Annotated in this window: 25 protein-coding genes; 10 read left to right on the forward strand and 15 right to left on the reverse strand. The window is 62.1% G+C overall.

Features of this window, described 5'->3' with window-relative positions:
- Positions 1–100: 100 nt before the first annotated feature.
- The 3 genes from dapE to ACIOVD_RS21335 all read left to right on the forward strand — a co-directional run bounded on the left by dapE (position 101) and on the right by ACIOVD_RS21335 (position 2,523).
- Positions 101–1,252 carry a succinyl-diaminopimelate desuccinylase gene (gene dapE / locus ACIOVD_RS21325; protein WP_095166765.1) on the forward strand — a complete coding sequence of 384 codons (1,152 nt, stop codon included), beginning with the start codon at positions 101–103 and terminating at the stop codon, positions 1,250–1,252.
- Positions 1,252–2,061 (forward strand): putative RNA methyltransferase, encoded by an 810-nt coding sequence (locus tag ACIOVD_RS21330; RefSeq protein ID WP_159994025.1) that lies wholly within the window; start codon positions 1,252–1,254, stop codon positions 2,059–2,061. Before dapE ends, ACIOVD_RS21330 begins: the two co-directional genes overlap by 1 nt.
- 84 nt (positions 2,062–2,145) lie before the next feature.
- Positions 2,146–2,523 (forward strand): hypothetical protein, encoded by a 378-nt coding sequence (locus tag ACIOVD_RS21335; protein ID WP_065932867.1) that lies wholly within the window; start codon positions 2,146–2,148, stop codon positions 2,521–2,523.
- Positions 2,524–2,779: 256 nt separating this feature from the next.
- Here the strand turns inward: ACIOVD_RS21335 and ACIOVD_RS21340 are convergent, their stop codons facing one another.
- Complete coding sequence (locus tag ACIOVD_RS21340; protein ID WP_095166762.1) at positions 2,780–2,989, reverse strand: cold-shock protein; 210 nt, start codon at positions 2,987–2,989, stop codon at positions 2,780–2,782.
- Positions 2,990–3,236: 247 nt separating this feature from the next.
- Between ACIOVD_RS21340 and plsB the strand changes: the two genes are divergently transcribed.
- Entirely contained in the window at positions 3,237–5,738 is a 2,502-nt protein-coding gene (gene plsB / locus ACIOVD_RS21345) for a glycerol-3-phosphate 1-O-acyltransferase PlsB (protein ID WP_159994023.1), read from the forward strand.
- Between the two features lie 51 nt (positions 5,739–5,789).
- Positions 5,790–6,200: a YbaY family lipoprotein gene (locus tag ACIOVD_RS21350; protein WP_401130079.1), complete on the forward strand. Its 411-nt coding sequence runs from the start codon at positions 5,790–5,792 to the stop codon at positions 6,198–6,200.
- A 110-nt stretch (positions 6,201–6,310) separates the two neighbouring features.
- Here the strand turns inward: ACIOVD_RS21350 and ACIOVD_RS21355 are convergent, their stop codons facing one another.
- From ACIOVD_RS21355 to ACIOVD_RS21365, 3 genes are all read right to left on the reverse strand, one after another.
- Complete coding sequence (locus ACIOVD_RS21355; RefSeq protein WP_401130081.1) at positions 6,311–7,672, reverse strand: Fic family protein; 1,362 nt, start codon at positions 7,670–7,672, stop codon at positions 6,311–6,313.
- 112 nt (positions 7,673–7,784) lie between these two features.
- Positions 7,785–10,844, reverse strand: coding sequence for an efflux RND transporter permease subunit (locus ACIOVD_RS21360; RefSeq protein WP_095166755.1), 3,060 nt, complete (start codon positions 10,842–10,844; stop codon positions 7,785–7,787).
- A 6-nt stretch (positions 10,845–10,850) separates the two neighbouring features.
- On the reverse strand, positions 10,851–11,951 hold the full coding sequence (locus tag ACIOVD_RS21365; RefSeq protein ID WP_095166753.1) for an efflux RND transporter periplasmic adaptor subunit: 1,101 nt from the start codon (positions 11,949–11,951) through the stop codon (positions 10,851–10,853).
- A gap of 94 nt (positions 11,952–12,045) precedes the next feature.
- Between ACIOVD_RS21365 and ACIOVD_RS21370 the strand changes: the two genes are divergently transcribed.
- Positions 12,046–12,681: a TetR/AcrR family transcriptional regulator gene (locus ACIOVD_RS21370; RefSeq protein ID WP_159994015.1), complete on the forward strand. Its 636-nt coding sequence runs from the start codon at positions 12,046–12,048 to the stop codon at positions 12,679–12,681.
- 132 nt (positions 12,682–12,813) lie between these two features.
- On the opposite strand, the gene ACIOVD_RS21375 is transcribed toward ACIOVD_RS21370, so the two are convergent.
- Positions 12,814–13,596, reverse strand: a complete 783-nt coding sequence (locus ACIOVD_RS21375) for a class I SAM-dependent methyltransferase (RefSeq protein WP_320333739.1) — start codon at positions 13,594–13,596, stop codon at positions 12,814–12,816.
- A gap of 93 nt (positions 13,597–13,689) precedes the next feature.
- Between ACIOVD_RS21375 and ACIOVD_RS21380 the strand changes: the two genes are divergently transcribed.
- Entirely contained in the window at positions 13,690–14,310 is a 621-nt protein-coding gene (locus ACIOVD_RS21380; protein ID WP_159994012.1) for an energy transducer TonB, read from the forward strand.
- A 3-nt stretch (positions 14,311–14,313) separates the two neighbouring features.
- On the opposite strand, the gene ACIOVD_RS21385 is transcribed toward ACIOVD_RS21380, so the two are convergent.
- From ACIOVD_RS21385 to ppc, 7 genes are all read right to left on the reverse strand, one after another.
- Positions 14,314–15,015, reverse strand: coding sequence for an extensin family protein (locus tag ACIOVD_RS21385; RefSeq protein ID WP_401130084.1), 702 nt, complete (start codon positions 15,013–15,015; stop codon positions 14,314–14,316).
- Between the two features lie 13 nt (positions 15,016–15,028).
- Positions 15,029–15,850 carry an oxaloacetate decarboxylase gene (locus ACIOVD_RS21390; protein WP_095166746.1) on the reverse strand — a complete coding sequence of 274 codons (822 nt, stop codon included), beginning with the start codon at positions 15,848–15,850 and terminating at the stop codon, positions 15,029–15,031.
- A gap of 34 nt (positions 15,851–15,884) precedes the next feature.
- Entirely contained in the window at positions 15,885–16,745 is an 861-nt protein-coding gene (locus ACIOVD_RS21395; protein WP_401130086.1) for a DUF72 domain-containing protein, read from the reverse strand.
- Positions 16,745–17,041 (reverse strand): hypothetical protein, encoded by a 297-nt coding sequence (locus ACIOVD_RS21400; RefSeq protein WP_095166743.1) that lies wholly within the window; start codon positions 17,039–17,041, stop codon positions 16,745–16,747. The genes ACIOVD_RS21395 and ACIOVD_RS21400 overlap by 1 nt, the downstream gene beginning before the upstream one ends.
- Before the next feature lie 153 nt (positions 17,042–17,194).
- The gene (gene tsaB, locus ACIOVD_RS21405; RefSeq protein ID WP_095166741.1) at positions 17,195–17,869 is read right to left on the reverse strand and encodes a tRNA (adenosine(37)-N6)-threonylcarbamoyltransferase complex dimerization subunit type 1 TsaB; all 675 of its coding nucleotides are present in this window, start codon (positions 17,867–17,869) and stop codon (positions 17,195–17,197) included.
- A gap of 93 nt (positions 17,870–17,962) precedes the next feature.
- A complete protein-coding gene (adk, locus tag ACIOVD_RS21410) occupies positions 17,963–18,610 on the reverse strand; it encodes an adenylate kinase (protein WP_095166739.1) in 648 nt (215 codons plus the stop codon).
- A 288-nt stretch (positions 18,611–18,898) separates the two neighbouring features.
- On the reverse strand, positions 18,899–21,529 hold the full coding sequence (gene ppc / locus ACIOVD_RS21415; protein WP_095166738.1) for a phosphoenolpyruvate carboxylase: 2,631 nt from the start codon (positions 21,527–21,529) through the stop codon (positions 18,899–18,901).
- Between the two features lie 215 nt (positions 21,530–21,744).
- Here ppc and ACIOVD_RS21420 point away from each other — a divergent pair, with 215 nt between their 5' ends.
- From ACIOVD_RS21420 to ACIOVD_RS21430, 3 genes are all read left to right on the forward strand, one after another.
- Positions 21,745–22,089, forward strand: a complete 345-nt coding sequence (locus tag ACIOVD_RS21420; RefSeq protein ID WP_095166736.1) for a pilin assembly protein — start codon at positions 21,745–21,747, stop codon at positions 22,087–22,089.
- Positions 22,090–22,373: 284 nt separating this feature from the next.
- On the forward strand, positions 22,374–22,787 hold the full coding sequence (locus ACIOVD_RS21425; protein WP_401130089.1) for a DUF4398 domain-containing protein: 414 nt from the start codon (positions 22,374–22,376) through the stop codon (positions 22,785–22,787).
- A gap of 54 nt (positions 22,788–22,841) precedes the next feature.
- Positions 22,842–23,630, forward strand: a complete 789-nt coding sequence (locus tag ACIOVD_RS21430) for an OmpA family protein (RefSeq protein ID WP_401130091.1) — start codon at positions 22,842–22,844, stop codon at positions 23,628–23,630.
- A gap of 71 nt (positions 23,631–23,701) precedes the next feature.
- Here ACIOVD_RS21430 and ACIOVD_RS21435 read toward each other — a convergent pair whose 3' ends face one another.
- Genes ACIOVD_RS21435 through ACIOVD_RS21445 form a run of 3 tightly spaced genes read right to left on the reverse strand, consistent with a single transcriptional unit; the run spans position 23,702 to position 26,265 of the window.
- Positions 23,702–24,031 carry a hypothetical protein gene (locus tag ACIOVD_RS21435; protein ID WP_095166731.1) on the reverse strand — a complete coding sequence of 110 codons (330 nt, stop codon included), beginning with the start codon at positions 24,029–24,031 and terminating at the stop codon, positions 23,702–23,704.
- On the reverse strand, positions 24,028–24,942 hold the full coding sequence (locus ACIOVD_RS21440) for an alpha/beta hydrolase (RefSeq protein WP_095166729.1): 915 nt from the start codon (positions 24,940–24,942) through the stop codon (positions 24,028–24,030). The genes ACIOVD_RS21435 and ACIOVD_RS21440 overlap by 4 nt, the downstream gene beginning before the upstream one ends.
- Positions 24,943–24,987: 45 nt before the next feature.
- Positions 24,988–26,265 carry a flavohemoglobin expression-modulating QEGLA motif protein gene (locus ACIOVD_RS21445; RefSeq protein ID WP_095166715.1) on the reverse strand — a complete coding sequence of 426 codons (1,278 nt, stop codon included), beginning with the start codon at positions 26,263–26,265 and terminating at the stop codon, positions 24,988–24,990.
- Positions 26,266–26,278: the final 13 nt, after the last annotated feature.

Genomic DNA, 26,278 nt, shown 5'->3' on the forward strand with positions numbered 1-26,278 from the left:
CTTGCTCGCGATGAGTCCGTCACATTCAACATCTATGTTGAGGCTGGTTGCGCTATCGCGAGCAAGCTCGCTCCCACATTTAGATCTTCCGGAGTCCTACATGACGGCCCACGCCGACCTTTCGCCGACCCTCCAACTCGCCATCGACCTGATTCGTCGTCCATCGGTGACGCCGATCGATGCCGATTGCCAGAAGCAGATGATGCAGCGTCTGGGCGATGCCGGTTTTCTACTGGAGCCGATGCGCATCGAAGATGTGGATAACTTCTGGGCCACCCACGGCCAGCAGGAAGGTCCGGTGCTGTGCTTCGCCGGTCACACCGACGTGGTGCCAACCGGTCCGGTGGCGGCCTGGCAGATCGACCCGTTCGACGCGTTGATCGACGAACACGGCATGCTCTGCGGGCGTGGCGCAGCCGACATGAAGGGCAGCCTGGCGGCAATGACCGTGGCGGCCGAACGGTTTGTCGCCGATTACCCGAACCACAAGGGCAAGGTTGCCTTCCTGATCACCAGCGACGAAGAAGGCCCGGCACACCACGGCACCAAGGCGGTGGTCGAGCGCCTGGCTGCGCGCCAGGAGCGTCTGGACTGGTGCATCGTTGGCGAGCCATCGAGCACCACCCTGGTGGGTGACGTGGTCAAGAACGGTCGCCGTGGCTCCCTGGGCGCCAAGCTGACCGTGCGCGGCGTGCAAGGTCACGTGGCCTATCCGCACCTGGCGAAGAACCCGATCCACCTCGCCGCCCCGGCCCTGGCCGAACTGGCCGCTGAGCACTGGGATCACGGCAACGACTTTTTCCCGCCGACCAGCTTCCAGATTTCCAACGTCAATTCCGGCACCGGCGCGACCAACGTGATCCCCGGCGACCTGGTGGCGGTGTTCAACTTCCGCTTCTCCACTGAGTCCACCGTTGAAGGCCTGCAACAGCGGGTCGCCGTGATCCTCGACAAGCACGGCCTGGACTGGCACATCGACTGGGCCCTGTCCGGCCTGCCGTTCCTCACCGAGCCCGGCGCTTTGCTGGATGCCGTTGCCTCGAGCATCAAGGACATCACCGGTCGCGACACCCACGCATCCACCAGCGGCGGCACGTCGGACGGGCGTTTTATCGCCACCATGGGCACCCAGGTGGTCGAGCTCGGCCCGGTCAACGCGACGATCCACCAGGTCAACGAGCGGGTCCTCGCCAGCGATCTCGACGTGCTGACCGAAATCTACTACCAGACCCTGATCAAGTTGCTCGCCTGATGCTCGCCTGCCCTATCTGCAGCGCGCCGCTGAGCGCGCTCGACAACGGTGTGACGTGCCCGGCCGGGCACCGTTTCGACCGCGCCCGCCAGGGCTACCTGAACTTGCTGCCGGTACAGCACAAGAACAGCCGTGACCCCGGTGATAACCAGGCCATGGTCGAAGCCCGACGCGACTTCCTCAACGCCGGGCATTACGCCCCGGTGGCCAAGCGCCTGGCTGAACTGGCCGCCGAACGCGCGCCCCAACGCTGGCTGGATATCGGCTGTGGCGAGGGTTACTACACCGCGCAGATCGCCGCAGCCCTGCCTACCGCCGATGGCTATGCCCTGGATATCTCCCGCGAAGCGGTGAAGCGCGCCTGCAAGCGCAATCCACAGCTGACCTGGTTGATCGCCAGCATGGCCCGGGTGCCGTTGGCCGACGCCAGCTGCCAGTTCCTGGCCAGCGTCTTCAGCCCGCTCGACTGGCAGGAGGCCAAGCGCCTGCTCAGCCCTGGCGGCGGCCTGATGAAAGTCGGCCCGACCAGCGGTCACCTGATGGAATTGCGTGAGCGCCTGTACGACGAAGTCCGTGAGTACACCGATGACAAGCACCTGGCGCTGGTGCCGCAAGGCATGACCCTGCAACACAGCGAGACCCTGGACTTCAAACTGAACCTGGTACACCCCCAGGATCGTGCCAACCTGTTGGCCATGACCCCCCACGGCTGGCGCGCCAGCGCCGAACGCCGGGCGGCCGTGATCGAACAGGCCGAGCCGTTCGAGGTCAGTGTGTCGATGCGCTACGATTACTTCGTACTGCAATAACCCTTTAACTTTTGGCCCCCGCCAATGGCGTGGGCCGGCTAAATCCGCGAATGGATTTTTCGAAACTTGCCGTGAGGAACATCCATGCGCCAACCCGATATCGAGATTTACCTCAAAGACGCCGACGTCGACTACAAGGCCATCGCTGCCTGGCTCGGCGCTGCGCTGGGCCCTTGCACCGACTGGGTGCAGAAAGGCCAGACCTATAAGTGCAAGGCCGGCAACGTGCCCGTTACCTGGCTGCCAAAAGCCGTGGGCAAGTGGAACAGCCTGTACCTGGAAAGCGACCAGACCCCATGGGACGACGACATCGCCTGCGCCCGCGCCGCGTTTGCCGCGCTGAACGTCGAAGTACGCTGCGCGCCGGGGACCTGGGTCGAGGAAGAAGGTGAGGAATCGGCTGATCGCTGGATGCGCATCAGCGCTGACGGTGAAGAAGAGATCACCTGGAAAACTGCTTAATCACCTGTGGGAGTGGGCTTGCCCGCGATGGCGGTATGTCAGCCACCATCGATGTTGAATGGACCGGCCCCATCGCTAGCAGGCTAGCTCCTACATTGGTTCTGGGTGTTCGCAAATTTTGGGTACATCTACTCAACCTGTGGGAGCGGGCTTGCCCGCGAAGACGATGGCACATCCAGCATTGATGTGAGTGCCAAACCGCTTTCGCGGGCAAGCCCGCTCCCACACTGGTCTTGCGTGTACTGAGGACCTGAGCTTACAGCCCTACCACATCCTCAGCCTGCAACCCCTTCTGCCCGTCCACCACGGCGTATTCCACCTGCTGGCCCTCGACCAGCGAGCGGTGGCCTTCGCCACGGATCGCACGGTAGTGCACGAACACATCGGCTCCCCCCTCACGCTGGATGAAGCCATAACCCTTGGCGTCGTTGAACCACTTCACGTTGCCGGTCTCGCGCGTTGCCATCAATCAGTACTCCCATTTTTATTATTAAGTCGGCTTGTTCATGGACAAGCCTGTAGTACGTTTGCCAGGACTCGATGATCGGTAAACATCCGGGTCGATAGTGGCAAACGGCTGGCCGAGTATATGCCAGCCGCAAAAACTCTCAACTCAACAATACTTCGCCACCTTTTTGCCGATTTTCGACGAATACGGCACACTAGCGGCCCCGAGCGCTTGCTCGGTTTATCCAACTCAAAGCAGAAGCCGTATGACCCGCTCCCCGCTCCGCCGTCTAGTGTTTGGCACCTTGCGCCGACTGTTGTACCTCTGGGTCCGCTCGGAGACGATCAACCAGTCGTCCTTTACCCTCAACCTCGACCGCAGTCGCCCGGTGTTCTACGTCCTGCAAAACCCCTCACTGACCGACCTCGCCGTGCTCGATACCGAGTGCACCAAGGCCGGTCTGCCGCGTCCGGTGCTGCCGGTATCGGTGGGCAGCCTGCTGGAGCCGGCCGCGTTCTTCTACCTGACACCGGAGCCGGATTGGCTCGGCCGCCAGGACAAACGCGGCGCACCGCCGACCCTGACTCGCCTGGTCAGCGCCCTGAGCCAGAACGCCGTCGAAGACGCGCAGATCATTCCGGTCAGCGTGTTCTGGGGCCAGTCGCCAGACAGCGAATCGAGCCCATGGAAGCTGCTGTTCGCCGACAGCTGGGCCGTCACCGGCCGCCTGCGTCGCCTGCTGAGTATCATGATCCTGGGACGCAAGACCCGGGTGCAGTTCTCCGCACCGATTCACTTGCGCGAACTGATCGACCACAACAAGGGCCACGAACGCACCGTGCGCATGGCCCAGCGCATCCTGCGGGTGCATTTTCGCAACCTCAAGGCCGCGGTGATCGGCCCGGACATTTCCCACCGCCGCAACCTGGTCAAGGGCCTGCTCAACCAGCCGCTGGTCAAGCAGGCGATCCTCGACGAAGCCGAGCGCGAGAACATTTCGCCGGAAAAAGCCAAGGCCCAGGCCCTGCGGTACGGCAACGAGATCGCCTCGGACTACACCTACACCGCGATCCGCTTTCTGGAAGTGGTGCTGAGCTGGTTCTGGAACAAGATCTACGACGGCATCAAGGTCAACCACATCGAGGGTGTGCAGAAGGTCGCCCAGGGTCACGAAGTAATCTACGTGCCGTGCCACCGTAGCCATATCGACTACCTGCTGCTGTCCTACCTGTTGTTTCGCAACGGCCTGACCCCGCCGCACATCGCCGCCGGGATCAACCTCAACATGCCGGTGATCGGTGGTCTGCTGCGGCGTGGCGGGGCGTTTTTCATGCGTCGCACCTTCAAGGGCAACCCGCTCTATACCTCGGTGTTCAACGAATACCTGCACACCCTGTTCACCAAGGGCTTCCCGGTGGAGTACTTCGTCGAGGGCGGCCGCTCGCGCACCGGGCGCATGCTGCAACCCAAGACCGGGATGCTGGCCATCACCCTGCGCAGCTTCCTGCGTTCGTCGCGCATGCCCATCGTCTTCGTGCCGGTCTATATCGGCTACGAACGGGTGCTGGAAGGCCGTACCTACCTGGGTGAATTGCGCGGTGCGAGCAAGAAGAAAGAGTCGATCTTCGATATCTTCAAAGTCATCGGCGCACTCAAGCAGCGCTTCGGCCAGGTCGCGGTGAACTTCGGCGAGCCGATCAAACTGGCCGAGTTTCTCGACAGCGAGCAACCGGACTGGCGCAGCCAGGACCTGGGCCCGCAGTTCAAGCCCGCCTGGCTCAACGAAACCACCAACCGCCTGGGCGAGCGTGTAGCGCGTCACCTCAACGAGGCGGCGGCGATCAACCCGGTCAACCTGGTGGCCCTGGCATTACTCTCCACCAGCCGCCTGGCGCTGGACGACCGGGCCATGGCGCGGGTGCTCGACCTCTATTTGGCGCTGCTGCGCCGTGTACCTTACTCGCCGCACACCACCTTGCCCGAAGGCGACGGCCGCGCGCTGATCGAACACGTCAAGGACATGGACCTGCTGTCCGAACAAAGCGATGCACTGGGCAAGATTCTCTATCTGGATGAGCAAAACGCCGTCCTGATGACCTACTACCGCAACAACGTGCTGCACATCTTCGCCCTGCCGGCATTGCTCGCCAGCTTCTTCCAGAGCGCCTCGCGGATGAACCGCGAACAGATCCTGCGCTATACCCGCGCGCTGTACCCGTACCTGCAATCGGAGTTGTTCATTCGCTGGTCGCTGGACGAACTGGACGCGGTAATCGACCAATGGCTGGAAGCCTTTGTCGAGCAAGGCCTGCTGCGCCTGGAAAACGATGTGTACCTGCGGCCGGCCCCCAGCTCGCGACATTTCGTGTTGCTGACCCTGCTGTCCAAGAGCATCGCCCAGACCCTGCAGCGTTTCTACATGGCCATCTCGCTGCTGCTCAACAGCGGCCAGAACACCCTCAGCGCCGAAGAACTGGAGGACCTGTGCACAGTCATGGCCCAGCGCCTGTCGATCCTGCACGGCCTCAACGCTCCCGAGTTCTTCGACAAGAGCCTGTTCCGCCACTTCATCCAGACCCTGCTCGACCTCGACGTGCTGCGGCGCGACGAAGCCGGCAAGCTCAGCCATCACGAGTTGCTGGGGGAGTTGGCCGAAGGCGTGGCCAAACGTGTATTACCGGCGGAAATTCGCCTGTCGATCCGCCAGGTCGCGCTGCATCGCAGTGAAGACGCCGCCGATCAACCTGAAACGCCACCGACTGTCTAAATGAATCAGGGCGCCAGTCTGATACTGGAGCCCTCGCTACGGAGATCCGTGATGAAAAAACTCACCCTGCTCGCCGCCGCAGCCCTGCTTACCGCTTGCCAGACACCCTCCTCCGAGCCCAAGGCGTCCCTGGACGGGGAGGTCTTCTACCTGCAACGCATCGCTTTGCCGCCGACTGCGACCTTGAGTGTCAGCCTGCAGGACGTGTCCCTCGCCGATGCACCGGCCCGGGTGATCGACGAACACAAAGGTCCGGTTCAAGGCCAGGTCCCCCTGAAGTTCCACCTCGGCTACGATCCCCTGCAAGTTGAACCTGGCCACCGCTACTCGGTGAGCGCGCGGATCGAAAACGACGGCAAGCTGCTGTTCATCACCACCGAACATCACGCCGTGCAACTGGACGGCAAGGATCCCCAGCCGCTGCAAGTGCGCGTCGACGCCGTACGCCAAGGAACTCTCTAGCAGCTGCCGAGCCCGCGAGGCTGCGTTCGAGGACGAAGTCCTCGCTGGGCTAATGTGGCTCCTTGGCGTCTGCTTCGCAGCCGAACGCAGCCTCGCAGGCTCGACAGCTGCTACGGGCTGCTTCGGTCTGCTTGGATGTGCAATGCGTCACGCAGAAAGAACACCCACTCGCGCCCCATCTTTTTCTTCTCGAACACCTTGAGTTCGACCAGACCGTTCAGTGTGCTGGCAGCGGTGTTGTAAGAGCAGTTCAGGTTCTCCTTCACATTGACGGCGGTGAACTCTTTGGCCATGCCACTCTTGGCTACCTGAAATACCGTTCGTTGCTTGTCCGTCAATTGCTTGAACAGTCCCGACTCCTCAAGCCAACGATCAAATCCTTGGGCATAGTCCAGACTCTTGCGATACACCGCCGAAAACTCGGTGACTGCGCGCAATATGACCGAGCACTGATGGTCGATGAAATACGTCAGGTCCAGCCCATCACTTTCGGTAGCCAGGTAGGAGCGACCGTACTTCACGGGTGCATTGCGCAACAGAATACTGATAGCAATGTAGCGAAACGCGGAAAAATCATTCTTGAACATGAACCAGTAAAACAGCGCCCGCGCCACCCGACCATTGCCATCGCGGAATGGATGCTCATAACCCATCGCAAAATGCAGGGCGATAGCCTTGATCATCGGGTGCACATAGTCGGCCTGCAACGGGTCGTTTTGCGACTGGTTGATCCAATGTGCCAAACCGCTGAGGCGAGCGCCGATGCCTGATGCCGGAGGTGGGGTATGGACGGTGTTGCCCTCACCGTCCTGCACCACGACGTCATCATTGCTGCGAAAAAGCCCCGGCGAATACTGCGCATCATCGATACCTTCGACCCCCACGCGATGAAGCTGGCTGATGAGTTCGAGGCTCAACGGCTCATAACGTTTCTCCCAGGCAAACGTCATCATCTTGTAGTTGCCAATGACCATCCGCTCATCCGCAGAACGAGGCAGGCGATTGCGCTTGAGCATGTCCTTGGCCACCTGCGTGGTGGTCGCAGCACCTTCTAGCTGGCTACTGCTGATGGCTTCGTCTTCGATCAGGTCATTGAGCAAGTAGGCGAAATGCGCCGTCTCACCGATGTGATGAGTCATGTACTCCAGCGCGGCAGTGGTTGCCTGACGGTCGACCACCGACAGGGTTTTCTGCGCCAGCGGGGTGACGATGAAGTGAGCCCATTGGTTAGGTTCCCCCAATGGCAGCAGTTGGCTGTACTGGGCCATGCGCGCCTTTTTCACCAAGGCCCAACACAGCGTCGTATCCAGGCCTGGCGGCCAGCGATAACGCAGCTCATCGAATGGCAGATAACGACCCTGACTATCCAGTGGCTTGAGCAGGGCCAAATATTGCACGAGCTTTTCTTTGTAGGGTGAGATCCCAAGTTTTTCTAGAACGTCGGGATCTACGGTGGGCGGACCCTTGATCATCTCTGTCTCAAAAAATAATAAAACTGAGACAGAAGTACAACACACCAACGACCTTGTCTCAACATTCTTAAATATTGAGACAAGGAACGCCGATCAACTGCCAGTCAAATCCTCACTCTCTCTTCACCCTGAACCACGCCGCATACAGTGCCGGCAGGAACAATAGGGTCAGTGCCGTGGCGACGATCAGGCCGCCCATGATGGCCACGGCCATCGGGCCGAAGAACACGCTGCGCGACAGCGGGATCATCGCCAGCACGGCCGCCAGCGCCGTCAGCACGATGGGCCGGAAGCGTCGCACCGTGGCTTCGATGATCGCCTGCCAAGGCTTGAGACCGGCCCGAATATCCTGTTCGATCTGGTCCACCAGGATCACCGAGTTACGCATGATCATCCCCGACAAGGCGATGGTGCCCAGCATCGCCACAAAACCGAACGGCTGGCGAAACACGATCAGGAACAAGGTGACACCGATCAGCCCCAGCGGCGCCGTCAGGAACACCATCGCGGTGCGCGAGAAGCTGCGCAATTGCAGCATCAGCAAGGTCAGCACCACCACAATGAACAGCGGCACACCGGCCTTCACCGAGTTCTGGCCGCGGGCCGAGTCTTCCACCGTGCCGCCGACATCCAGCAGGTAGCCGTCGGGCAGTTCAGCGCGAATCGGCGCCAGGGTCGGCAAGATCTGCTGGACCAGGGTGGCCGGTTGTTCCTTGCCGTAGATATCGGCGCGCACCGTCACGTTGGGCAAGCGGTCGCGGTGCCAGATGATGCCCTCCTCAAAGCCGTATTCCAGGGTCGCGACCTGGGACAGCGCCACGCTCTTGCCGTTATCGGTCGGCACCGCCAGGCTCGACAGCAGCGACAGTTCGCTGCGTTCGTGCAAGGTGCCGCGCAAGAGGATTTCGATCAACTCGTTGTCTTCGCGGTACTGGCTGACGCTGGAACCGGTCAGCGAGCTTTGCAAAAACTTCGACAGGTTGGCCGTACTCACGCCCAGTGCCCGGGCCCGGTCCTGATCGACATTGAGGTACACCACCTTGCTCGGCTCTTCCCAGTCCAGGTGCACATTGACCACATGGGGGTTCTCACGCACCTTGGCCGCCACTTTGCGGGCCAGGGCACGCACCTCCTCGATGTGCTCGCCGGTCACCCGGAACTGCACCGGGTAACCCACCGGCGGGCCGTTTTCCAGGCGCGTCACCCGTGAGCGCAATGCCGGGAACTGCTCGTTGAGGGTTTCGATCAGCCAGGTCCGCAGGTTCTCCCGCTCCTCGATGGTATTGGCCAGCACCACGAACTGGGCAAAGCTCGCCGCCGGCAATTGCTGGTCCAGTGGCAGGTAGAAACGCGGCGAACCGGTGCCGATGTAGGCCACGTAGTTTTCGATGCCGGCGTGTTCCTTGACCAATGCCTCCAGGCGCTTGACCTCAGCGGTGGTATTGCTCAGCGAGGCACCTTCGGCCAGCTTCAGGTCGACCATCAACTCCAGGCGGCCGGAGGCTGGAAAGAACTGCTGCGGGACAAACCGGAACAGCACCACCGAGGCCACGAACAGCACGACGGTCAGTGCGATCACCGTTTTACGCCGGCGCACGCACCACTCCACCAACCGTCGGACCCGTTGATAGAACGGCGTGCCGTAAGGATCGGGCTGACCAGCACCGTGCTTGGCGGCGTGAATCTTCGCCAGGTCCGGCAGCAGCTTTTCGCCCAGGTACGGCACGAACACCACCGCCGCCACCCAGGACGCCAGCAACGCGATGGTCACCACCTGGAAGATCGAGCGGGTGTATTCGCCGGTACCCGATTGCGCCGTGGCAATCGGCAGGAAGCCGGCGGCAGTGATCAAGGTGCCGGTGAGCATTGGGAAGGCGGTACTGGTCCAGGCATAGCTGGCGGCCTTGAAGCGGTCGTAGCCCTGCTCCATTTTGATCGCCATCATTTCCACGGCAATGATCGCGTCGTCCACCAGCAGCCCCAGGGCCAGCACCAGCGCCCCCAGGGAAATCTTGTGCAGGCCGATGCCCAGGTAATACATGCAGGCAAAGGTCATCGCCAGCACCAGGGGGATAGCCAGGGCAACCACCATGCCGGTGCGCACGCCGAGCGAGAAAAAACTCACCAGCAGGACAATCGCCAGCGCTTCGGCCAACACTTGCACGAACTCACCGACACTGGTTTTCACCGCCGCCGGCTGATCCGAAACCTTGCGCAGCTGCATGCCGGCCGGCAAGTTGTTCTGGATGCGCTCGAACTCCAGTTCCAGGGCCTTGCCCAGTACCAGGATGTCGCCGCCGTCCTTCATCGCCACTGCCAGGCCGATCGCATCTTCGCCCATGAAGCGCATGCGCGGCGCCGGTGGATCGTTGAAACCGCGACGCACATCGGCCACGTCGGCAATCCGCAACGTCCGGTCGCCGACCCGGATTGGAAACCGCTGGATCTGCTCCACCGTCTCGAAGTTGCCCGTGACCCGCAGTTGCAGGCGCTCGCTGCCGGTTTCAAAGAAGCCGGCATTGGACAGCGCGTTCTGCTCCTCCAGCGCCTGCTGCACAGCGGCCAGGGGCAAGCCCAGGGTGGCGAGCTTGACGTTGGACAGCTCGATCCAGATCTTCTCGTCCTGCAGCCCGAGCAACTCGACCTTGCCGACATCCTTGACCCGCTGCAGCTGGATCTGGATCCGGTCGGCATAATCCTTGAGCACCGCGTAATCAAACCCCTCGCCGGTCAACGCATAGATGTTGCCGAAGGTGGTGCCGAATTCATCGTTGAAGAAGGGTCCCTGGATTCCTGGAGGCAAGGTCTGGCGAATGTCGCTGACCTTCTTGCGCACCTGGTACCACAGCTCGGGAATCTGCTGCGAGTGCATCGAGTCGCGGGCAATGAACGTCACCTGGGATTCGCCGGGGCGCGAAAACGAGACAATGCGCTCGTACTCGCCGGTTTCCATCAGCTTCTTTTCGATGCGTTCGGTGACCTGGCGCGAGACCTCCTGGGCGGTTGCCCCGGGCCAATTGGTCTTGATCACCATGGCCTTGAACGTGAACGGCGGGTCCTCGCTCTGCCCCAACTTGGTGTAGGACAGGGTGCCAACGACGGCCAGCAGAATCATCAGGAACAGTACGATCTGGCGATTGCGCAACGCCCATGCGGAAAGATTGAAACCCATTGGGTATTACTCCTTGCCCGCCAGATTGACCACGCGGTTGGAGCGATCCACCGGCCGCACCTGCTGGCCGTCGAGGAGCACATGCACACCGGCCGCCACGACCCAGTCGTCGGGGTTCAAGCCCTCGAGCACTGGCACGGTTTTTTCACCGAACGCGCCGACCCGCACCGGGACTTTTTTCAGCGTGTTGTTGGCGCCCACGACCCACACGTAAGTAGCACCGTTCTCAGCCGTGAGCGCCGACAACGGCACGGTGAGCGCGACCGCATCGGCGCTCTGAATGAACACCCGGGCGCTTTGCCCAAGTTCGGCCGGGACCTTGCCGGCGGTAAAGGTGATACGCGCCGCGAAGGTCCGCGACTTGGGATCGGCGGCGGGCGACAGCTCACGAATCGTCCCGGCGAAACGCTGGCCCTGTTGGGTCCAGAGTTCGACCGTGACCGGCTGGCCGACCTTGAACCGGCCGAAATGCTGCTCCGGCAGGCTGATCAGCACCTCACGCTCGCCGTCGGTTGCCAGGGTAAAGACCGTTTGCCCGGCACCCACCACTTGCCCGACTTCCACTGCGCGCTTGGCCACCACCCCATCCTGGGGCGCGCGCAATACCGCGTAGCTGGCCTGATTGCTGGCCACATCGAACTCCGCCTTGATTTGCTTGAGGCGTGCTTCACCCGCGCGGTAGAGGTTCTCGGCATTGTCGTACTGCGAGCGGCTGACCATCTGCCGCTCCATCAGGGTCTTGTACCGATCGCGTTCGGCGCGTACCAGGTTGAGGTTGGCCGCTGCCGCCGCGACCTGAGCCCGGCTCGCGTCCAGTTGCAGGCGCACGTCCTCGGGGTCGAGTTCGGCCAGTGCCTGGTTGGCCTTGACCCGCTGCCCTTCATCTACCAGTCGTCGGCTGACTTTGCCACCGATGCGAAATGCCAGGTCCGGCTCATAACGCGCTCGGACTTCACCGGGGTAGCTGTCCAGCGCCTGCGCCGAAGGCTCTGGCTGGACCACCATGGCCGGGCGCACGGTGGCCTGCACCGGCTCTTCGTGACCGCATGCCGTTAATAACAGCGCCAGGCTGACTGGCAACGCGAGGGGCAAGGCATAGCGGAACATGGTGAACGACCTTTCGCTAATGGTGCGAGGAATAATTATACTGGGCAGTATGTTATTAATAGCAAACTCACCAGTCCAGTATTAAAAGCGAAAAATGTCCGACAATCTTTCTCCTTCCAACGGCCCCGGCCGCCCCAAAGATCTCGCCAAGCGCGAAGCGATCCTCGAGGCAGCCAAGCGCCTGTTCCTGAGCAACGGTTATGCGAGCACCAGCATGGACGCGGTGGCGGCTGAGGCCGGCGTATCAAAACTGACCGTCTACAGCCACTTCAATGACAAGGAGACGCTGTTCAGTGCCGCGGTCATGGCCAAGTGCGAAGAACAATTGCCTACCCTGTTCTTCGAATTGCCCGAAGGCATGCCGGTAGAAAATGTGTTGCTGAACATTGCCCGGGGCTTTCATCAACTGATCAACAGCGATGAGTCGGTCAACCTGCACCGCCTGATCATGGCCCTGGGCAGCCAGGACCCGAAGCTCTCGCTGATCTTCTTCGACGCCGGCCCGCAACGAATGCTCAACGGTATGGAACGCTTGCTCGGCAAGATCGACCAACTGGGGGCCTTGCGCATCGACAAGCCGCGCAATGCCGCCGAGCACTTCTTTTGCCTGCTCAAGGGCGCGGGGAATTTCCGCCTGCTCTATGGCTGCGGTGAGCCGCCCATCGGCGAGGCGGCCGAAGCCCATGTGCAGGAAGTGGTGGGGTTGTTTATGCGGGCCTATAGGCCCTAAGTAGCTGCGAGCTGCGAGCTGCAAGCTGCAAGCTGCAAGCCAGGTAGCTTTTAGCTTTTAGCTTTTAGCTTTTAGCTTTTAGCTTGTAGCTTGTAGCTTGTAGCTTGTAGCTCGTAGCTTGCAGCTTGCAGCTTAGGACTTAAGCGCTTTTTTCGGATAGATGTCATACCGGCTGGACTTGCCATCCAACGCATGACTCGGCTTGGGCCCGGCAATGCACGGGGCCTTGCGTGGGCGCTTGACCACGACTCGGTGGCTGGCCAGGGCCAGGGCAGCTTCCAGCAGGGCCGGGGCATCCGCGTCGTCCCCCACTAACGGGCGAAACAGACGCATTTCCTTTTTCACCAGTGCGGTTTTCTCACGGTGCGGGAACATCGGGTCGAGGTAGATCACCTGCGGCGGTTCGCCTTCCCAGTTGCGCATCAGCTCGATTGAGTTGCCCTTGAGCAAGCGCATCCGCGCGACAATCGGCGCTACCTCGAAATCCTCTGCCGCCCGCGCCAGACCATCCTCGAGCAAGGCGCCAATCAACGGCTGGCGTTCGATCAGGCTGATTTCACAGCCCAGGCTGGCCAACACAAAACCGTCCTTGCCCAGTCCCGCCGTGGCATCCAGCACCCTGGGGCGCACGCCCTGGGCGACGCCTACCGCCTTGGCGATCATCTGCCCGCTGCCGCCACCGTACAACCGGCGATGGGCCGCGCCACCCTCGACGAAATCCACCCGCACCGGACCGGGCGCATCCGCCCCGAGTTGCTGCAACTGCAAACCCTGTTCACCCACTTGCAGGGCGAACTCGGCATCGTCCAGTTGCAGCGGCAGGCCCAGGCGCTCGGCCCAATGCATGGCTTGCGCCTGAAAGCCATCCGCCAGGGCCTGGACTTTGATGCGGCTGGCCGCAGGTTGCTCACTCATCAGAAAACACACTCAAAAAATTAATGATCGGCAAAAACGGCCGATAACCAAACTATCGAGCATTTTGCCAGAGCTGAGCGTCGACCGAGAAAAATGTCAGACATTCAACACGTACCCGCCGGGTTTATTTCGCCTTACCGCGAATACAGCCGGCACAACACCCAAACACTGAGCGGCGTCAGTCACCTGTGGCAGGATTTTTTTGCCCAGGCCCTGGCCGATCAGTTGGGTGACCGGGTACCGGCGGCAGGTGACTACACGCCCGTTGCCATCGATAGCTCGGTTGAGCCCGCTGGCGGCTCCGAGTTGCTGAGCGAGATCGTCAGCCAGCGTGCGTGCAACATCGTCGATACCGAGATCCGCCCGCCCGAACCGTTGTTCCTGCCGATCGCCGAATTCGAGATGCAACTGCTGGACCCGCCAGCCCCGCCCTTCCCGGCTGATGAGATCGTCGCCCAGCAAGCGCAACAGGACTTCGACCACGAGTGGCTGCGTCCGCTGGTGCTCACGGCCGGCCAACCCCTGCCACCCCCAGGCCCGGCTCCGCAACCGCGGGCGCTGTTCCTGCCGATCGCCGAGTTCGAACTGCAACTGCTGCCGCCGCCTGCGCCGCCCTATCCGCCGGAAGAACAGGTCGAACAACAGAAACAACTGGACTTCGACACCCGCTGGGCGCGGCCGATCGTCCTGCACAATCTGCGCATCGCCGCCTGACTCTCAGCGACAGACCCACCAGGGCCCCGTATCCAGGTGAAAATGATTGCGATGAGCGGCGTTGTAGTCCGGGCTCAGCACCACGTTGAACACCTCACAGGCGCCATCGCGCACCTGGCGCAAAAACCGCGCGTCGGCGTTGTCCTGTGGCCAGTCCCGCAGCACGTTGACTGTGCGCCCATCGGCCAGGCGAAAACCGGCAATGTCCAGGGCATTGGCCGTGGCGTGCTGGCTGCGTGCAGCTTTATCCCGGTTGTACATATTGCGACAGGCAAAGCTGCCCAGGTGATCGACCCGCGCCACCGCCTGGCCGTAGACCGCCTGAGCCGCTGGCTGCAGCGCGTGGCGCTGAAACAGGGCGAAGGCCACAGCCAGGGGACAACTGGCGAGAAAGCTGCTGCTCAGCGCCACCTCGCCACCTGACACCCGCAAGGTGTTGTGCAACGGGCAGGTGGCATCGGTCGGGCTGTCCGCCTGGCGGCTGAACTTCAGGCCGGAGGTAGCGAGTACCTGGTCACAGAGTGCCGGGTTATCACGCAGGCGCATCAGCTTGTAGCGCGTCAGCAGGTTCGGCGCCGCCTGCACCTCCAGCGGCGCCCAGGGATTCCACGCCGAGGACACAGGCAACCAGCCCCGCCACACACCGAACAACCCAGCCCCCACCAGCAATAACAGCAGCACCAGGACTTTCAGCCACTTCACCATCACGCCCCGTCAGTCAGCCTTTGAACAGTTGATTGGCCTGCGCATACGGCATCGAGCGCTCGGTGAAGCCAAAGGTGCCGTGTTCCTGAATCTCCCGGGCGGCGCGGAAGAACTCGCCATAGGCCGCCAAGGCCATGGCCGAACCGACGCTGATACGCTTGACCCCCATCTCGTTGAGTTGCGCCACGTTAAGCTTGAGCCCCCCGGACATCAACACGTTGACCGGTTTGGGCGCCACCGCCCGCACGACCGCCAGCACTTCTTCAGCCGTACGCAGGCCGGGGGCATACAGCACATCGGCGCCCGCCTCGGCGAACGCTTGCAGGCGGCGGATGGTATCGGCCAGGTCTGGATTGCCGTGCAGATAATTCTCCGCGCGCGCGGTCAAGGTGAAGGGAAATGGCAGGCTGCGCGCGGCCGCCACCGCCGCCTCGATGCGCGCCACGGCATGCTCGAAGCAGTAGATGGGGGCGTCTTCGCGGCCCGTGGCGTCTTCGATCGAGCCGCCGACGGCCCCGGCGCTGGCGGCAAGCAGCAGGCTTTCGGCGCACTGCGTGGGATCATCGGCAAAGCCGTTTTCCAGGTCGACGGCGACCGGCAGGTCGCTGGCCGCGACAATCGCCCGGACGTTGGCCAGGGTGTCCTCAAGTTTCAGTGCGCCGTCGGGGCGAGCCATGGAAAACGCGTAGCCGGCACTGGTGGTTGCCAGCGCCTGGTAACCCAGGCTGGCGAGCATCCTGGCCGAACCGGCATCCCAGGGATTGGGAATCACAAAGGTCCCGGGACCTTCATGCAAGGCTTTGAACGCTTGGGCTTTGAAGATTTGCGTGGCCATTGGCTCGCTCCTGTCGCGGGGGGGTGGCCCGTCGTCAGAGCAAACCGAGCTGCTCGGCGGCGGGTTCTCTGTATAGCTCAGGCAGCGCCGGCAAGCCAGGCAAACGCGTCATCAACCGAGCATGAAAGTGCTGTGCCAACGCGGCTGCCTGCAGGTTGTCGGCAGTGTGCAGGAAGATGTACGGCGTGCGTCCCTCTTCGATCCACTGGGCGATTTTCTCGACCCAGGGCGTCAGGAACGGATCATTGGCCAGCAGCAGCGGATGACCGATGAAGCGCACCTGCGGGCACTGGGTGAACGCTGCCGGGCGAGTCGGCACGTTAGGTTTCTTCGACTGCGCATGCAGGACCCCAGGGTCACTCGAGGTGCAACTGAACAGCGCTCGCGGATCCAGGCAGATCCGCTCAACGCCACGCGCAAGCAACAGGCGATTGAGCTGGCGCTCGGCATCGCCCTTGGCAAAAAAATCCCGATGCCGCACCTCCACCGCCAGGGGCCGCTGCAAACCGTCGATAAACCCGGCGAGTTCCGGCAAGCGTTGCGGGGTGAAGGCCTTCGACAGCTGCAGCCAGAACGGCGCCACCCGCTCACCCAGCGGGCTGAGCAATTGCACGAAAGACTCTGCAGCCGTCAGTTGCTCACGCAGGTCACCGCCGTGGCTGATATCGCTGGGGAACTTGGCGGTAAAACGAAAGTGCCTGGGCATGGTTTGCGCCCAGCGCTCCACCGTCGCCGGTGCTGGGCGCGCATAGAAGGTGGTGTTGCCTTCAACAGCGTTGAACACCTGCGAGTACAACTCCAGGAATTGGTTGGGACGGGCGTCTTGCGGATACAGATACTGGCGCCATGCGTTTTCGCTCCAGGATGGGCATCCGAGGAAATACGGCAGCGACATCAGATGTGCAGGTCGAGACCCAGCACTTCCATGTCCCAATCGACGAAAGCGGCGGTACTCAGGTAACTGGCCAGGGCCAGGGAGACATGCCGGCTCATCGCACGGTGGTAGAGCAGGTCTTGCGGGCGCGCGGGCAGATTGCTCTGGCGCTGGGCGGCGCGGGCGGCCAGTTGCTCTTCAGAGGGCACTTGCGGTTCGTCGTCGTGGTCCAGGACGGAGTCGTCCACCGTCGCACTGCCCTTGCGAGGCTTGCGGGGGATGGGATAGGACTGCGAGGAAAAACCGTCTACGCGCATAGAGATAAACTCGTTATCAATGATGGCAATTTAGCGGCACTTACTGCGACGCGCAAATTGCCAAGTGATAACTAGAACACATAAAAGGCAAAAGGTTTAAAAGCCCGGGCTGAAAACTGACGATTGACGTCACGTACTGACCCTGACGAGGGCTTAGCGGGCCTTGGGCGTCGCCACTTTGTCGCGCAGGTAAACCGGCTGGGCGTTGTCGGCGACAATCGCTTCACCACGCTCCCAGGCGAACTGCGCCAGGCTCAGCAAGTCCTGGGCGTGGGGCAGCATGCCGGCGTCCTGGCCACTCAGGCTGACGGCGATGCGCTCGGCATAACCCCAACCGGTGCCGGCACCAAACCAGTCGCCCGCCGCATCAGCAGGCAGAGCCGCGACTTCCGGTGGCAGCACCGCCTCGGCGCCGACCAGGCGCATTTCACCGGCGGTTTCGCGGTAGCAACCCCAATAGACTTCATCCATGCGGGCATCGATGGCGGCCGCCACCTGGGTCGCGCCGTGCTCGCGCAACGCGCGCTGCGCCAGCACCGCCAGGTTGGACACCGGCAACACCGGGCGGTCCAGGGCAAACGCCAGGCCCTGGACCACGCCGATGGCAATCCGTACGCCGGTAAACGCCCCTGGCCCACGGCCAAAGGCAATCGCATCGACCGCTTGCAAGGTGGTGCCGGCCTCGGCCAGCAATTGCTGGATCATCGGCAGCAGCTTCTGCGCATGCAGCCGCGGGATCACCTCGTAATGGCTGGTTACCTTGCCGTTATGCAGCAAGGCAACGGAGCAAGCTTCAGTCGCGGTGTCCAGGGCCAGCAAGGTACTCATCGATGTTTCCGTCAACGTGGTAGAAAAAAGTCCGTCAGTATAAACAACAACGGCCCGCAAGCGGGCCGTTGAACGTAAAGCCAGTGAGCTTTATCAGCTCAGTGCTTCAAGCACCTTGCCGGTGATGGCTTCAACCGAACCAACGCCTGCAATGTGGCTGTACTTCGGCTTGCCCTGGGCAGCCGCGAGATTCTGGTAGAACGCCACCAAAGGCTTGGTCTGGTCGTGGTAGACCGACAGGCGATGACGCACGGTTTCTTCGGTATCGTCTTTGCGCTGCACCAGCTCTTCGCCAGTGATGTCGTCCTTGCCAGCCAGTTTTGGCGGGTTGTAGACGGTGTGGTAAACGCGGCCGCTGGCTTCGTGGACACGACGACCGGCGATACGCTGGACGATTTCTTCGTCGTCGACGGCGATTTCCACCACGTGATCCAGCTCGACGCCTTCGCTGACCAGTGCTTCAGCCTGCGGGATGGTGCGCGGGAAACCGTCGAACAGGAAACCGTTGGCGCAATCTGGCTGCGCGATACGGTCCTTGACCAAGGCGATGATCAGGTCGTCGGAGACCAGGCCACCGGCATCCATGATGCCCTTGGCCTTGATGCCCAGCTCGGTGCCAGCCTTGACCGCCGCACGCAGCATGTCGCCGGTGGAGATCTGCGGAATGGAGAATTTTTCGGTGATGAACTTAGCCTGAGTACCTTTACCGGCCCCGGGAGCTCCCAGCAGAATGACGCGCATCGATGTGCTCCTCAATTTCTTATTTATAAACGATCGGATTCGCCGCTTGGGGCCAATCTCAGAATAGGGTCGTGGGCCGCCCAAACGGCCAAAGGCTGATCAAGATACACAGCAGGCACGGCCCACACAAGCCGCCGAAAGTCGGAGGAACCCGCGCTGGTCCTGCCGTTGCGACGAGGTATTCCAAGTCGCAACCCCATAACAAAGTGTCGCCTGCCAGGCCCCGGCAGCCCTCCTCACCTGCCGGTTGGCGAGGCAGAACGGACTGCCGAGGTTGCCCATCGGCCCTTAGCCGGTGTTGCGCAAACCGGCGGCAATCCCCGCTACAGACACCAGCAACGCCTGTTCCACCGGGCTGCCCTGCGCCACGTCCTGCTGTCGCGAGCGGGCCAGCAGCTCGGCCTGCAATAGATGCAGCGGATCGAGGTAGGTGTTGCGCAGGCGAATGAATTCCAGAGTGTCAGGGCTATGGGCAAGCAACTGCGACTGGCCAGTCAGGCCCAGGACCACGGCGCAGGCCTGCGACAATAGGTCGCGTAAATGCGCCCCCAAAGGCAGCAAATCGGCCTCCACCAGACGCTCGTCGTAGGACCTTGCGATGTCCGCGTCGGCCTTGGCCAGGACCATTTCCAACATGTCGATCCGGGTGCGGAAGAACGGCCATTGCTCGCGCATCTGCGCCAGCAGTTCACCCTCGCCTCGGGCCAGCGCCTTGCTCAGCGCCGCTTCCCAACCCAGCCAGGCCGGTAGCATCAGGCGGGTCTGGGTCCAGCCGAAGATCCACGGGATCGCCCGCAGGCTTTCAATGCCTCCGGCCCGGCGCTTGGCCGGGCGACTGCCCAGCGGCAACCGCCCCAGCTCCTGCTCGGGGGTGGATTGGCGGAAGTATTCGACGAACTGCGGATTCTCCCTTACCACCGCGCGATAAGCGCTCACGCCATCGGCGGCCAGTTCATCCATCAAGCCCCGCCACGCGGGTTCCGGCGGCGGTGGCGGGAGCAATGTCGCCTCCAGCACAGCGGCCAGATAGAGGTTCAGGTTCTGCTCGGCGATGTCCGGCAAGCCGAACTTGAAGCGAATCATCTCGCCCTGCTCGGTGGTACGGAAACGCCCAGCCACCGAACCCGGCGGCTGCGACAGAATCGCCGCATGCGCCGGACCACCGCCACGGCCCACGGTCCCACCGCGACCATGGAACAGCAGCAGTTCGACTTGCTGCTCACGGCAAATATCCACCAGCCGCTCCTGCGCCCGGTATTGCGCCCAGGCCGCCGCGGTGGTGCCGGCGTCCTTGGCCGAGTCGGAGTAGCCGATCATCACTTCCTGGGGGCCTTGCAAGCGCGCGCGATAGCCGGGCAGCAGCAACAGCTTTTCGATCACCGGCCCGGCGTTGTCCAGGTCCGCCAGGGTTTCGAACAGCGGCACCACGCGCATCGGCCGCAGCACCCCGGCTTCCTTGAGCAGCAGTTGCACGGCGAGCACGTCGGAGGCGGCACCGGCCATGGAGATCACATAGGAGCCCAGCGAAGCCGCCGGTGCGGCGGCGACTTCGCGGCAAGTCGCGAGGACCTCTGCAGTGTCGGCCGAAGGCTTGAAGTGGCTGGGCAGCAGCGGCCGGCGATTGTGCAGCTCAGTCATGAGGAACGCGATGCGCGCCTCCTCGTCCCAATCTTCATACCGCCCCAGCCCGAGGTAATCGGTGATCTCGGTCATCGCCGAGCAATGCCGGGTGGAGTCCTGTCGTACGTCCAGGCGCACCAGGAACAGGCCGAAAGTCACGGCCCGGCGCACACAGTCGAGCAGCGGGCCATCGGCAATCACGCCCATGCCACATTCGTGCAGCGACTGGTAGCACAGCTCCAGCGGGTCCAGCAGGTCGCGGTTGTTGTGCAGCACATCGGCCCCGGCCGGGGTATTCGCCGTCAACGAGACCTGGGCCCAGTTGCGGGTCGCCCGCAGGCGTTCGCGCAATTGCTTGAGCACCGCCCGGTAAGGCTCGGCACTGTCGCCGGCCTTGGCCTGCAGCGCCGCGCTGGCCTGTTGCATCGACAGGTCGGCTGCCAGTTGATCGACGTCACGCAGGTACAAGTCTGCCGCCATCCAGCGTGCCAGCAGCAACACCTCACGGGTCACCGCCGCCGTCACATTGGGATTGCCGTCGCGGTCGCCGCCCATCCAGGAGGCGAAGCGGATCGGCGCGGCTTCCAGTGGCAAACGCAGGCCGGTGGCGGTCTGCAGGGCCAGGTCGGCCTTGCGCAGGTAATTGGGAATTGCCTGCCACAGCGAATGTTCGATCACCGCGAATCCCCACTTGGCTTCGTCGACCGGGGTGGGTCGGGTGCGGCGGATTTCTTCGGTGTGCCAGGCCTCGGCGATCAAGCGCTGCAAGCGTTGGTGGATCTGCTCGCGCTCGGCGCTGGTGAGGTCGCGATGGTCCTGCGCGGCCAGTTGCGCGGCAATTGCGTCGTACTTCTGGATCAGGGTCCGGCGCGCTACTTCGGTGGGGTGCGCGGTGAGCACCAGCTCGATCTCCAGCCGGCCCAATTGCCGCGCCAGTGATTCGCCACTGTGACCCTCGGCCCGCAGCCGGGCCAGCAGTTGCGGCAGGACCCGCGCCTCGAACGGCGCCGGCTGCGACTCTTCGCGGCGATGGATCAACTGGTACTGCTCGGCGATGTTCGCCAGGTTGAGGAACTGGTTGAACGCCCGCGCTACCGGCAGCAGTTCGTCCTCACTCAGCTGGTTGAGGCTGGCGCTCAGTTCGGCGTCCATGGAGCCACGCCGGTCAGCCTTGGCACCCTTGCGAATCTGCTCGATCTTGTCGAGAAAACCATCCCCGTACTGTGCGCGGATGGTGTTGCCCAACAGCTCACCCAAGAGGTGAACATCTTCGCGCAAGCGTGCATCGATATCGGTCATCAGCAGTTCTCCAGCGAGTGGCGGTCAGCTATCAGGCGCAGTCCTTGAGGCTCAAGAGTGCCGCTCGCAGCCGGTTCTTACAAGCAGGCGACGAATCGACTTTAAACCTTCGCGGTTGCGGCTAGTCTCATGAGTAAGCCGTACCCAGGCTTGCTACCGGCCACCGCCGAAGACTCATCACAACCTGTCACGAGCAGGTGATTATTGAGGTCATTATGAAAATTCGTGAACTGGCCCTGCATTGGGAAGAAACCGCCAAAGGCCGTTTGACCAAGACCGGCTACAGCATTCACCTGGACGTCGAAGCCGCTGCACGCCTGGCGGCACTCAGCGAAATGTACCCCAAGCGCCACCCCGAAGAGTTGCTCGGGGAACTGATTGGCGCCGCCCTGGAAGAGCTCGAAGCAAGTTTTCCCTACATCAAGGGCCAGCAGGTGATCGCCACCGACGAAGAGGGCGATCCGCTCTACGAGGACGTCGGCCCTACCCCGCGTTTCCTCGCCCTGTCACGGCAACATCTGCATGATCTTTCGGCTGCAGCCGGCAAGCAGAAACACTAGGCGGCACCCCGTTCGACCCTCCTGAAACCGCGTATTCCCGAGCCCTTGGTGGCTTGGGAATACTCCTGCGCGGGGCAAAAGTTCCCGGTTTAGAGCCTCGCAAAAGTCCTCGAGGTTTTTTCGGGCGATACGCCATCTTTTCTGAACTTTGAAAAAAAGCCTCGGGTCACACCCAGTAACCATCACTGGAACAGCCGTACCACAACCCGCTGTCACAGGCCTCGTCTCATCGCTCTCACGGCTCCACGACCAGGATGGATTTGACGATTTTCAGGAGTTATCCAATGGAGTTGAAGACCATGAAAACCAGCACCGCCACAACCACGTCCACATTCCCGCGCGGTCTCAAGTTGGCCGCCCTGGCACTCGGTTGCAGCTTCGTCCTGGCGGGATGCGCCGGCAACCCGCCGACCGAGCAATACGCCGTCACCCAATCGGCGGTCAACAGCGCTGTCAGTGCCGGCGGCACCGAGTTTGCCGCCGTGGAAATGAAATCGGCGCAGGACAAGCTCAAACAAGCCGAACTGGCCATGCACGACAAGCAATACGACCAGGCTCGACTGCTGGCCGAACAGGCTGAGTGGGATGCCCGCGTCGCCGAACGCAAAGCCCAGGCGATGAAAGCCGAACAGTCGCTCAAGGACTCTCAGCAAGGCGTTCAGGAACTGCGCCAGGAAAGCCAGCGCAGCGCGCAATAAGCCCTGCCCTCACGCCCCTGTGCACCCGCGAATCGATAGAAAGGACGAACCACTATGCGTAAGCAATTGATGATCCCAGCTCTCCTGGCCGCCAGCGTTGCCCTGGCCGCTTGCTCGACGCCACCCAATGCCAACCTGGAACAGGCCCGGACCAACTACTCGGCCCTGCAGGCCAATCCACAAGCGAGCAAAGTCGCGGCCCTGGAAACCAAGGAAGCCAGTGACTACCTGGACAAGGCCGACAAAGCCTTCCAGGAGCGCGAGAAGACTGAACAGGTCGATCAACTGGCGTACCTGACCAACCAACGTGTTGAAGTCGCCAAGCAGACCATCGCCCTGCGTACCGCTGAAGCCGACCTGAAAAATGCTTCGGCGCATCGGGCCCAGGCCCGTCTTGATGCCCGTGACTCGCAGATCAAGCAACTGCAGGACAGCCTCAACGCCAAGCAGACCGATCGCGGAACCCTGGTGACCTTTGGCGATGTGCTGTTTGCGACCAACAAGGCTGAACTGAAATCCAGCGGCTTGGTGAACATCAACAAACTGGCGCATTTCCTCGCCGAGAATCCGGACCGCAAGGTGATTGTCGAGGGCTACACCGACAGCACCGGCGCTGCCAATTACAACCAGAGCCTGTCCGAGCGCCGCGCCAACTCAGTGCGCATGGCCCTGGTGAAAATGGGCGTCGACCCAGCGCGCGTGGTTGCCCAGGGTTACGGCAAAGAGTACCCAGTGGCCGAGAACAGCAGCGTCTCAGGCCGGGCGATGAACCGTCGGGTGGAAGTGACCATTTCCAACGACAACCAACCGGTGATCCCACGCTCGGCAGTCAGTTCGAACTAAGCGCTTAACGCAGTAACGCAAAAGCCCCGCCTGAGATGATCAGGCGGGGCTTTTTTGCAGACCGTGGGGACTCAGGGTTCGAGTTGCTGCGGGGTTTCCTCGCCCATGCAGCGCACGGCTTTTTTCTTGGCGTTGATCAGCACGCCGGTCAGGCCTTTCTGTTCGGTGTCGAACAATACCAGCACGCCGTCGATGCACTGCGCGACCTGGGCTGCCGGCTCCAGGGAGACCTTGTAATCTTCGCCCGGTACGGTCTTGAGCATGGTGAACTCGTTGAGCAGCAAGGCGTCTTCCGGCTTGGCAAAGTGCAGGTAGCCGTACCACCACAGGGCAGCGACCGTGCCCAGGATGCTGCAGATACCGGTGATGATCAGCGGGATGGCGTTACGTTCTTCACTCATTGCGGGCTCTCTTGCGGTTGATCGGGTGAATGGCTGGGGGCCGGGTAATTGGGGATCTCTCCCAGGCGGCGCACACCATTGAAGTGCTGCGGATCGTCCAGATAGCGCAGCATGACGGTTCGCCAGACCGGGTCGGCGAATGTCTGCACATGGCCACCGCGGGTCAATTGCAGCACCTTTGGCGGGGGCGCAGCTTGATACAGTCGGATGCCGTTGGAAAGAGGCACGATGGGATCGTCGATGCTGTGGTAGATCAATTTCGGTACAGCGTTGACTTGGGGCATGGCGCGGATTGCGCTGTCAGCGTCCGGCACCAGCCACGACAACGGCACCTGGAACGGCCAGGTCAGCCAGGAAGTACTGAGGGCAAACTGGCCCACTTCGCGGTAACTGGCCGGCACGCCGTCGAGCACCAACGCCTTGAGTTGAACCTGGCGCTGCGGGTGTTCGGCCAGGTAGTGCAGCGCCATGGCGCCGCCCAGGCTCTGGCCGAGCACAATCAGCGGCGTGCCCTGTACCTGCGGCGCCTGGTCCAGCCATTTGAAGGCCGCATCGATATCTTGATAGACCTGCGGCAAACCTGGCTCGCCTGCCGACAGGCCATACCCGCGATAGTCCAGCAGCAGCACTTGATAACCCTGCTTGGGCAACCACCAACTGCCCCCCAGGTGTGCCGCCAGGTTGCCGCCGTTGCCGTGCAGATGCAGGACTGTGCCCTTGACCGCGACACCCTCTTTTGCCGGCAGCCACCAAGCGTGCAGCTTGACCCCGTCGGCCGTGGTCAGGCTTACGTCGCGGTACTGCAGCCCGGCTTTATCCGGGGTGAACGGCAGGCCGGGCTCAGGGTAGAACAGCAGTGAGCTGCAGCCATTGAGGGTCAGGAACAGGCACAGGATGCCGAGGATTCTCATCCGTTTGAAGCCTCGCGATGGGTTCAGGGTGGTACCACCCCGGGGTTACAGAATATTCGAGTAGTCCGCTTCGATCCGGTCCAGGCTCAGGTGGTTGAGGAAGTTGGAGAAGCACATCCAGGCCGACAGCGCGTTCATGTCACGGAACTGCGCGGGCAGGTACTTGGGCGGCTCCACCAGGCCTTCATCCACCAACTGGCGCAGGGTTCGCATGTCTTCCAGGGTGGTCTTGCCGCAAAACAGCAACGGGATCTGCTCAAGCTTGCCTTTGCGCACGGCCAACTGAATGTAGTTGTAAACCATGATAAAGCCCTTGAGATAGGACAAGTCTTTGGTAAATGGCAGGCCGTTTGGCACCGATCCACGGAATACCCGGCTGGCATTGCCATAACTCTCGGCCATTTCGAAGCCCTGCTCACGGAAGAACTCGAAAATCTGCAGGAAGTCCGCGCCCTCCTCGACCATATGGATCGCCCGGGTTCGGTTGGTCAGCTTGCGCAGGCGGCTCGGGTAGGAGGCGAAGGTGATGATCTCCATCAGGATCGCCAGGCCTTCCTGAGTCACGGTCGAAGACGGCGGGCCCTTGGACAGGAAGGTGCAGATTGGCTGGTTCAGCCCGTTGAGCGTGGTGCCAACGTGCACCAAACCCTCATGCACCTCCAGCGCTCGCACGTCACGCTCGTTGAACATCGCATCGGTGCGGATCTTGATGTAGTCGGCGCCAGCCGCCGCGTCGGCGACGATCCCGTCTGACTCGAACACCCGGATGGTTTCCTCGGCCTCGCCGAACACCTTGTTCAAGCGGGTCTGCAGCAGGTGTACCGCCTCTTTGGCGGTGAGGATCTTCGGCTCGTCCTTGAGGTCGCCGCGGCCATCGATGTTGTTCAAGTAGTCGGACATCATCAGGCCCAGATCGGCCAGGGTCGGGTCACCGGCATGGAACGCATCGGAGGCCGCGCCATACAGCTCCTGGGAAATCAGCCCGAAGTCCTCGGTGCCACGGGCCTCGAGCATCCGCACCACCATGCGGTACTCCTTGCACATGCGCCGCATGATCTGCCCGACCGGGTTGAACTGGCCGAGCTGGCGAGTGATGTCGCGCTCGATGTTCTGGAACTCCAGCTTGACTTTGCTCGAATCGAAAGCCAGTGGCCGATTGAGGTAATAGTCCCGGTCCACCGCCGGCATTTCCTTGCCCTTGGCCTTGAGGAACCCCTTGCGGATGCTGTCGTCCCACTTCACCGCATCAAGGACCCGGATCGGCGTTTGCGCCAGCACTATGCGATCAGACAAGGTGCGTATCGTCTGCTGGTAATCGTCCACCGGTTGCTCCCTT

Source organism: Pseudomonas sp. NPDC087626, assembly GCF_044743405.1.
GTDB lineage: Bacteria > Pseudomonadota > Gammaproteobacteria > Pseudomonadales > Pseudomonadaceae > Aquipseudomonas.

Excerpts from the sequence above, each read along its gene's own strand:
- dapE (WP_095166765.1), top strand. The coding sequence starts at position 101 with ATGACGGCCCACGCCGACCTTTCGCCGACCCTCCAACTCGCCATCGAC.
- ACIOVD_RS21330 (WP_159994025.1), top strand. The coding sequence starts at position 1,252 with ATGCTCGCCTGCCCTATCTGCAGCGCGCCGCTGAGCGCGCTCGACAAC.
- ACIOVD_RS21335 (WP_065932867.1), top strand. The coding sequence starts at position 2,146 with ATGCGCCAACCCGATATCGAGATTTACCTCAAAGACGCCGACGTCGAC.
- ACIOVD_RS21340 (WP_095166762.1), bottom strand. The coding sequence starts at position 2,989 with ATGGCAACGCGCGAGACCGGCAACGTGAAGTGGTTCAACGACGCCAAG.
- plsB (WP_159994023.1), top strand. The coding sequence starts at position 3,237 with ATGACCCGCTCCCCGCTCCGCCGTCTAGTGTTTGGCACCTTGCGCCGA.
- ACIOVD_RS21350 (WP_401130079.1), top strand. The coding sequence starts at position 5,790 with ATGAAAAAACTCACCCTGCTCGCCGCCGCAGCCCTGCTTACCGCTTGC.
- ACIOVD_RS21355 (WP_401130081.1), bottom strand. The coding sequence starts at position 7,672 with ATGATCAAGGGTCCGCCCACCGTAGATCCCGACGTTCTAGAAAAACTT.
- ACIOVD_RS21360 (WP_095166755.1), bottom strand. The coding sequence starts at position 10,844 with ATGGGTTTCAATCTTTCCGCATGGGCGTTGCGCAATCGCCAGATCGTA.
- ACIOVD_RS21365 (WP_095166753.1), bottom strand. The coding sequence starts at position 11,951 with ATGTTCCGCTATGCCTTGCCCCTCGCGTTGCCAGTCAGCCTGGCGCTG.
- ACIOVD_RS21370 (WP_159994015.1), top strand. The coding sequence starts at position 12,046 with ATGTCCGACAATCTTTCTCCTTCCAACGGCCCCGGCCGCCCCAAAGAT.
- ACIOVD_RS21375 (WP_320333739.1), bottom strand. The coding sequence starts at position 13,596 with ATGAGTGAGCAACCTGCGGCCAGCCGCATCAAAGTCCAGGCCCTGGCG.
- ACIOVD_RS21380 (WP_159994012.1), top strand. The coding sequence starts at position 13,690 with ATGTCAGACATTCAACACGTACCCGCCGGGTTTATTTCGCCTTACCGC.
- ACIOVD_RS21385 (WP_401130084.1), bottom strand. The coding sequence starts at position 15,015 with ATGGTGAAGTGGCTGAAAGTCCTGGTGCTGCTGTTATTGCTGGTGGGG.
- ACIOVD_RS21390 (WP_095166746.1), bottom strand. The coding sequence starts at position 15,850 with ATGGCCACGCAAATCTTCAAAGCCCAAGCGTTCAAAGCCTTGCATGAA.
- ACIOVD_RS21395 (WP_401130086.1), bottom strand. The coding sequence starts at position 16,745 with ATGTCGCTGCCGTATTTCCTCGGATGCCCATCCTGGAGCGAAAACGCA.
- ACIOVD_RS21400 (WP_095166743.1), bottom strand. The coding sequence starts at position 17,041 with ATGCGCGTAGACGGTTTTTCCTCGCAGTCCTATCCCATCCCCCGCAAG.
- tsaB (WP_095166741.1), bottom strand. The coding sequence starts at position 17,869 with ATGAGTACCTTGCTGGCCCTGGACACCGCGACTGAAGCTTGCTCCGTT.
- adk (WP_095166739.1), bottom strand. The coding sequence starts at position 18,610 with ATGCGCGTCATTCTGCTGGGAGCTCCCGGGGCCGGTAAAGGTACTCAG.
- ppc (WP_095166738.1), bottom strand. The coding sequence starts at position 21,529 with ATGACCGATATCGATGCACGCTTGCGCGAAGATGTTCACCTCTTGGGT.
- ACIOVD_RS21420 (WP_095166736.1), top strand. The coding sequence starts at position 21,745 with ATGAAAATTCGTGAACTGGCCCTGCATTGGGAAGAAACCGCCAAAGGC.
- ACIOVD_RS21425 (WP_401130089.1), top strand. The coding sequence starts at position 22,374 with ATGGAGTTGAAGACCATGAAAACCAGCACCGCCACAACCACGTCCACA.
- ACIOVD_RS21430 (WP_401130091.1), top strand. The coding sequence starts at position 22,842 with ATGCGTAAGCAATTGATGATCCCAGCTCTCCTGGCCGCCAGCGTTGCC.
- ACIOVD_RS21435 (WP_095166731.1), bottom strand. The coding sequence starts at position 24,031 with ATGAGTGAAGAACGTAACGCCATCCCGCTGATCATCACCGGTATCTGC.
- ACIOVD_RS21440 (WP_095166729.1), bottom strand. The coding sequence starts at position 24,942 with ATGAGAATCCTCGGCATCCTGTGCCTGTTCCTGACCCTCAATGGCTGC.